This is a genomic window from Desulfofustis glycolicus DSM 9705, assembly GCF_900130015.1.
GTDB classification, from domain to species: domain Bacteria; phylum Desulfobacterota; class Desulfobulbia; order Desulfobulbales; family Desulfocapsaceae; genus Desulfofustis; species Desulfofustis glycolicus.
Map to the genome: position 1 here is coordinate 1 of NZ_FQXS01000060.1, position 6056 is coordinate 6056.

Annotated in this window: 7 protein-coding genes and 1 pseudogene; 5 read left to right on the forward strand and 3 right to left on the reverse strand. The window is 50.3% G+C overall.

The annotated features are described in order from the left end of the window. The first annotated feature begins 87 nt into the window (after window positions 1-87). The gene (locus tag BUC26_RS24605) at window positions 88-309 is read left to right on the forward strand and encodes a transposase (RefSeq protein WP_425267092.1); all 222 of its coding nucleotides are present in this window, start codon (window positions 88-90) and stop codon (window positions 307-309) included. Here BUC26_RS24605 and BUC26_RS22020 read toward each other — a convergent pair. The 3 genes and pseudogenes from BUC26_RS22020 to BUC26_RS24320 form a co-directional block, all read right to left on the reverse strand. Then, window positions 264-533, reverse strand: coding sequence for an ATP-binding cassette domain-containing protein (locus tag BUC26_RS22020; protein WP_073379516.1), 270 nt, complete (start codon window positions 531-533; stop codon window positions 264-266). The genes BUC26_RS24605 and BUC26_RS22020 overlap by 46 nt on opposite strands. Window positions 534-767: 234 nt before the next feature. Continuing rightward, window positions 768-1085, reverse strand: a pseudogene (locus tag BUC26_RS22025) (transposase); the annotation flags it as partial. A gap of 151 nt (window positions 1086-1236) precedes the next feature. Beyond that, window positions 1237-1536, reverse strand: coding sequence for a site-specific integrase (locus BUC26_RS24320; protein ID WP_073379520.1), 300 nt, complete (start codon window positions 1534-1536; stop codon window positions 1237-1239). 463 nt (window positions 1537-1999) lie between these two features. Between BUC26_RS24320 and BUC26_RS22035 the strand changes: the two genes are divergently transcribed. From BUC26_RS22035 to BUC26_RS22050, 4 genes are all read left to right on the forward strand, one after another. Next, window positions 2000-3076, forward strand: coding sequence for an ABC transporter substrate-binding protein (locus BUC26_RS22035; protein WP_084540856.1), 1077 nt, complete (start codon window positions 2000-2002; stop codon window positions 3074-3076). 68 nt (window positions 3077-3144) lie between these two features. Beyond that, a complete protein-coding gene (locus tag BUC26_RS22040) occupies window positions 3145-4119 on the forward strand; it encodes a FecCD family ABC transporter permease (RefSeq protein WP_073379522.1) in 975 nt (324 codons plus the stop codon). Further along, window positions 4116-4931: an ABC transporter ATP-binding protein gene (locus BUC26_RS22045; RefSeq protein WP_084540857.1), complete on the forward strand. Its 816-nt coding sequence runs from the start codon at window positions 4116-4118 to the stop codon at window positions 4929-4931. The genes BUC26_RS22040 and BUC26_RS22045 overlap by 4 nt, the downstream gene beginning before the upstream one ends. Continuing rightward, on the forward strand, window positions 4852-5679 hold the full coding sequence (locus BUC26_RS22050; protein ID WP_084540858.1) for a substrate-binding domain-containing protein: 828 nt from the start codon (window positions 4852-4854) through the stop codon (window positions 5677-5679). The genes BUC26_RS22045 and BUC26_RS22050 overlap by 80 nt, the downstream gene beginning before the upstream one ends. Window positions 5680-6056 lie beyond the last annotated feature (377 nt).

Here is a 6056-nt window from a genome sequence, read left to right on the forward strand (position 1 = left end):
CGAAAAGCAGCAACCCCGCAGGCAGCCAAGTGGCGCTTGAGCAATTTTCTACTGTGCATGGCAGAGACCGATTTGACCAGATCACCGGTGTTAAAGCCGATCATCTCCGCAATCGAAACAGTGATCAGGCACCGCCAGGCGATTGAATCACGGTGGCAGTCGGGCCACAGCAATGCTCGCCTGGAAGGCTTGAATAGCATTTTCCAGGCAGCCAAAGCACGGGCCAGAGGGTATCGGAACCCACAGACATTTATCAGCATGATTTACCTGATCGCCTCACCGGTTGGTAATCTGCTCAAATCCACTTGAAACGACGAAGAGCCACTCGAGACATTCTGGCCGTTAACCATTAAACAGCCCCGGTCAAACCCTTCAAGTCCGTTGATGCAGCGCAGCAGGGTGGATTTACCAACCCCACTTTGTCCGATAATTCCAAAAACTTCACCTTTTTGAATGTCCATGGTGATGTCTTTAAGCACCATATTTTGCTCAGCACTGCCATAGGATTTATAAAGATTTTGCACCTGAATCATAGGGGGGAGAGAATTGCCTTCTTTATTACCAACTCTGTATTTTACACATATCAATGCAAAACTATTTTGCCATAATCGGAACCGAACAATATCCAGAGAATGCCACTAAATGTCATATTGTTAATGCATATTCCAAGCTGTGTAGTCATAGGTTTATCCAATGGCATAGCTCTACCTCAGAATGGAAAAAGCTACTCGTCCAACGAAATTCCATGCACACGCATCCGGGGTTCCTTATAGAACAAAATTCTCCCGAAAAACGAACCAGGTGATAGGTGAGATGATAGGGTGATAGATGATAAGAATCTTTCCATGACTCATCTTCGAGCGGTACAGTACGGTCTCCGTCTCCTCGACATATTGGATCTTGGCGTTGGTGAATGCGTTGCGGATAATATATTGTGGCAGGTTTTCTACCCATTTCTCATCCTCCGGCTTAATCAGTACCTGATTATGAACGTTAAAGCCGGAGTTGTGACGCCATTTCATGATCATCTTGCTGAAAACGTCATCGAGCAAACCTTCTTTTTTCAGCATTTTTAATACATTTGCCCGAAAGAGTTCAGCACAGCACCGGGCAAAACGGTGATTCTAATGTTAACATTGCCACTTCGAAGGTGTGACACACCCTTAGGTTGTCAGGCTGGATAGATCTACTGTTGCTCAAAACGGGTGATGATGGTCCCCACCCGCTTCATCATGATTAGCCATATAGCGTCTCGATCCAGCTGATCGCTTCGGTGTCATTTACCTTCCCGAGGTACCGCTGCGTAGTTATAAGGTCTGCATACCGCAGAATGACTTTGCTGACGATTTCTATGGGAGTGCCAGATCTTGAGGCATAGGTGGCTGCATGCCGCCGGAGGTCGTGCGGGCGCAGTTCGATATTGACCAGCATCCCCGCTTTTTTCACCATTGACCAGGCGGCGACATAGGAGATTGGGAAAATCCGGTCATCGGCGCCGATATTCTTGGCTTTTACATAGGCGGTTAACCTTGCCATTATTTTTCGTGGAACATAAACAGTTTCACCAACCCTGCCACTTTTGGGGCTCTGGATGGTAAGGCTTCTCTCCTAAATATCCGCTGGCGTGAGGTTCAAGACTTCACCGACTCTCATGCCGTCCCTTGCCATCTGCTCCAGCATTAGCCTGTTCCGGGTGTTCATGGTCCGAAAGATGATTTCATCGATGGTTTCCTTATCGACATATGCCACTGGTAGCTTTGGCAGCGTTCTACTCGGTTGCACCGGTGAACTTTTCACTGGCACCCCTGCTTTACCGCCTAAGACAAAAGCGGAATTGACCCTCTTTGGGCAGTTGTCACTCTCTGTCAGTTTTGGTTTGTTATGGGTTTAATGTGGCAATAACTACTATTTCCAATACGATATTCATTCTCAGTATCCAAACAACGTTCATAAGAGTGAAACAACGCCCCCCATACATTCACTGCAGATCGGAGGTATCATGAATTACATTGTTACGAAATTGGTAATGCGGAAGTTAGTGACACTGCTGCTTTTTGTCCTCATTTGTGGCGGGTCGGCCATGGCTCAGGAAAAACGAGAAGTTGTAGATCAGCTTGGACGATCAGTCACCATCCCAACAGAAATCAACCGGGTCGTCATCCTCATGCACCACGCCCTCGACGTCGCCCTGGAACTTGGGGCGCAGGACAAGATCGTCGGTGTTTTGAGTGACTGGGAGAAATACCTTCCACAAGGGTTCCGCAAAGCTTGGCCGCAAATAGATGATGTCGCCAAGCCGGGAGATCTGCGAACATCGGTCAATGCCGAAGAACTTCTGAAGCTGAGGCCCGACGTCGTAATCATTACCCACTATATGATGGAAAAAACCGGTAAACAGATTGAGGCCCTAGGGGTACCTGTGGTCGGACTTTCCTTCTACAAAGCCGGGTACGAAGAGGCCTCGGTTCTTAATCCCAAGCTTGAGGATCCCAATAATTCTTATACCGAAGGCATGAAGGAAGGTGTTAGGCTGTTAGGGGATATCCTAGACAAAAGCGAGCGGGCCGAACAGCTTTTGGCACATATCTTCAGAAACCGTCAGATCATCGAAGATCGAGTGGGAAACCTTGAGCCGCAGGACAGAGTCACCACCTATATGGCTTATCCGGAACTGTTTACCATGGGCACCGGCAAATATGCCTCAGTCATAATGGAAAGAGCGGGCGGAATAAACGTCGCAATGGAAATTTCCGGATATAAGCAGGTATCGATGGAAGAGGTCCTCAAGTGGAACCCTCAGGTCATTTTCACCCAAGACCGATATAAATACATAGCCGACGAAATCAAAGAGTCTCCAGCCTGGCAGGCGGTGCAGGCAGTCAGGGAGGGCAGGATCTATGTCACTCCCGAATATGTCAAGCCTTGGGGGCATCCATGTCCGGAATCCATCGGCCTAGGCGAATTGTGGATGGCCAAAAAGTTGTATCCGGACATTTTTGCAGATATTGACATTGAAGCCTATGTTAATGATTTTTACAAAACATTCTACGGCATAGCCTACAGCGGCAGCCATTGATGACCGCTTCAGGTCCAGCCTCAAAGACTGCTAGATCGGTGAGGCCCACAGGCGCATTTTCCATTATAATGATGCTGGTTCTGCCGCTGCTTTGCTTTTTCCTGGCCTTGCTCTTCGGCAGATACGGGGCCTCACCTCTAGAAACCATCAAAGCATTCTACAACTGGCTCATGCCACAGCATGAGCCTTCAACACTGGAAAATGTCATATTCACTATCCGTCTCCCACGGGTCGCCACCGCCATGCTGATAGGTGGTGGTCTCTCGGTATCGGGAGCTTGTTTCCAGGGCATTTTCCGCAACCCGCTGGTTTCCCCCTTCATCCTTGGGGTAGCGACGGGGGCGGGATTCGGTGCCGCTATGGCCATCCTGCTGTCGGGAAACGGCCTGGTAATCCAGGGGGCGGCCTTTCTCTTCGGCATGCTCGCTGTGGCCTTGAGTTATGGCATGACCAGGATCTATCGGACTTCGTCGATGCTGGTCATGACACTTTCCGGCGTCATTGTCGGCACATTTTTTTCGGCTTTAATCTCCCTGGTCAAATATGTCGCCGATCCCTATGACAAATTGCCTGTTATAGTTTTCTGGCTCATGGGATCGCTTGCTACCATCTCCCAAAAAGATTTCTTGACCATAATTGTTCCGATTACCCTCGGCATAACCGTCATCTTCTCGCTACGCTGGAAAATCAATGTTCTGAGTATGGGCGAGGAGGAGGCCAGATCACTCGGCCTGCACTCCACATGGCTGACCATTCTTCTTATCATGTCGGCGACTCTAATTACCGCTTCGGCGGTAGCTGTAAGCGGTGTCATCGGCTGGGTAGGCCTGGTCATCCCCCATCTCGCCAGGATGATCGGCGGCCCAGATTACCGGCGCCTCATCCCCCTGTCGATGTCCCTGGGGGCCTGTTACCTCCTCCTTATCGACACCTTGGCGCGAAACTTGGTGGGCGGCGAGGTGCCGCTGGGCATTCTCACCGCTACGGTGGGCGCCCCCTTCTTTGCCGTCATTCTCAAGAAAGGTTCGCTGGGCTGGTCATGATCCTGGAGGTGCATAAGGCTGGGTTCGCCTATCCTGGTTCTTCCGGGACTGTTTTCAACGGCATCAGCCTGTCGGTAGGAGCCGGAGAGGTGCTCTGCATCCTAGGCCCCAATGGTGTCGGTAAGACTAGTCTGCTCAAATGCCTCTCCGGTCTTCTTCCTCTCACCGAAGGCAAAATCAGCTGCAAGGGAGAAAACATCCTGGCTCTGAGTAGAACCCAGGTAGCAAGAACAATCGCCCATGTCCCCCAACTGCACAACCCGGTCTTCGCCTACTCCGTTTACGATACTGTGTTGATGGGTCGCACCCCTTATCTTGGTTTTTTTTCCCCTCCCCGACAGAGCGATAGAGTTATTACCGAACAGGCCATCGATTCCCTGGGAATAGCACATCTAGCGGAAAAGGCCTACAGTGAACTAAGCGGCGGCGAACGGCAACTGGTGCTCTTTGCCAGGGTGCTGGCCCAGCAACCGGAAATCATCGTCCTAGACGAACCCACGTCACATCTTGACTATGGCAACCAGCTGAAGATTCTCTCTCTGATCCGAAACCTGGCGAGGAGCAGGACGGCAATCGTGATGACCAGCCATAACCCCGATCATGCCTTTATGGTGGCCGATAGGGTCGGTATTATGTTCAATGGCGCCATTGCCGCCGTCGGTGCCCCGGAAGAGGTCATCACCGTTGAGATTCTGCAGGAGATATACGGTGTGGCGGTAACCCTTCTGCGCAATGATGGTTTCGGCAGCATGTGCGTACCTGTTTTCAACAAATATGCCGGAAATGCTAAACTGTGGAGGAATAATGAATAACAGGAATAAACACTTTTGCAAAAATATTAAAATCTTTGCCGCAGGAAGCCTCAAAAGCCCCCTGCGGCAAATTGTCGACGAATATTCCCAGGTCTCGAATGTCTCTGTTGATCTCGAACTGGGGCCATCGGGAATCCTGAAGAATCGTATCATGGCCGGAGAGCGGGCCGATCTCTTCCTTTCGGCCAACCATGCCCATGCCCGTGAACTTATGGTCCACGGAAGAACCGGAGAGGTCATCGCCTTCGCGACCAACGAACTCTGCCTCTTCGGCCGCTTCGCGCCCTGCGGCGATGACGAGCAGCTGTTGGCAGTCATGCTTGATGAAACGCTGCGATTGGCCACCTCTACCCCCGGCGATGATCCGGGCGGAGATTACGCTTTTGAGGTATTTAAACGAGCTGATTTTCTCAAGCCCGGGGTCTCAGCGATCCTCGCCGCCAAATCCAAGCAGCTGGTCGGCGGCAAGGACTCAACAGCCCCGCCACCTGGAATTCATGCTGTGGCTCAACTTTTCTTTAACGATGAAACTGATATCTTTCTTGGCTATTACACCTCGGCTCTCATCGTCAGAGAGCAGGTCGGCAATATTCATATAGAGAAGCTGCCTAAGCAGATCGCATGCAAAACGGAGTATACCATGGCCCGCCTCTCGAGCACCTCGCTAGAGGCAGAAAAAATCGCCTCCTTCATTCTCTCTTCACGCGGCGGCGAGATTCTGCAGCAGCACGGTTTCGGATTGCCCTAGGCAGTAAACCTTGTTTTATCTTTTTGAGAAACTTAAGCAGCCTGTTCTGCCGCTTCATTCTGCCGGAAGAGATCAGGCCATTTAGATTGCCGACTAGAAGGTTTACAGACTCCTTCATGCCCCCAACTTTACCCATCTACTGTTCAGGAGAACCACCTGCTCAGGAATAGTGTAAATTAGCAGATTTGCTTAAATGGTTAACATTGCCAATGCGATCCTCTGACAAAATGATATTGTACGTCTTCTTCGTAACCTCTCATGGATAAGGGAACCTTGAAAAATTGCCATTTCGTCCAACCTCATCGTTACGCAATCAAATTTTATCCTCGGAATATTAACTATATGCCTGCGGTAAAATTTTCTTGCGTGCCTCAATC

What these genes read in the sequence shown, in the direction of transcription:
- BUC26_RS22020 (WP_073379516.1), bottom strand. Translation starts at nt 533, where the DNA reads ATGATTCAGGTGCAAAATCTTTATAAATCCTATGGCAGTGCTGAGCAA.
- BUC26_RS22040 (WP_073379522.1), top strand. Translation starts at nt 3,145, where the DNA reads ATGATGCTGGTTCTGCCGCTGCTTTGCTTTTTCCTGGCCTTGCTCTTC.
- BUC26_RS22035 (WP_084540856.1), top strand. Translation starts at nt 2,000, where the DNA reads ATGAATTACATTGTTACGAAATTGGTAATGCGGAAGTTAGTGACACTG.
- BUC26_RS22050 (WP_084540858.1), top strand. Translation starts at nt 4,852, where the DNA reads ATGATGGTTTCGGCAGCATGTGCGTACCTGTTTTCAACAAATATGCCG.
- BUC26_RS22045 (WP_084540857.1), top strand. Translation starts at nt 4,116, where the DNA reads ATGATCCTGGAGGTGCATAAGGCTGGGTTCGCCTATCCTGGTTCTTCC.
- BUC26_RS24320 (WP_073379520.1), bottom strand. Translation starts at nt 1,536, where the DNA reads ATGGCAAGGTTAACCGCCTATGTAAAAGCCAAGAATATCGGCGCCGAT.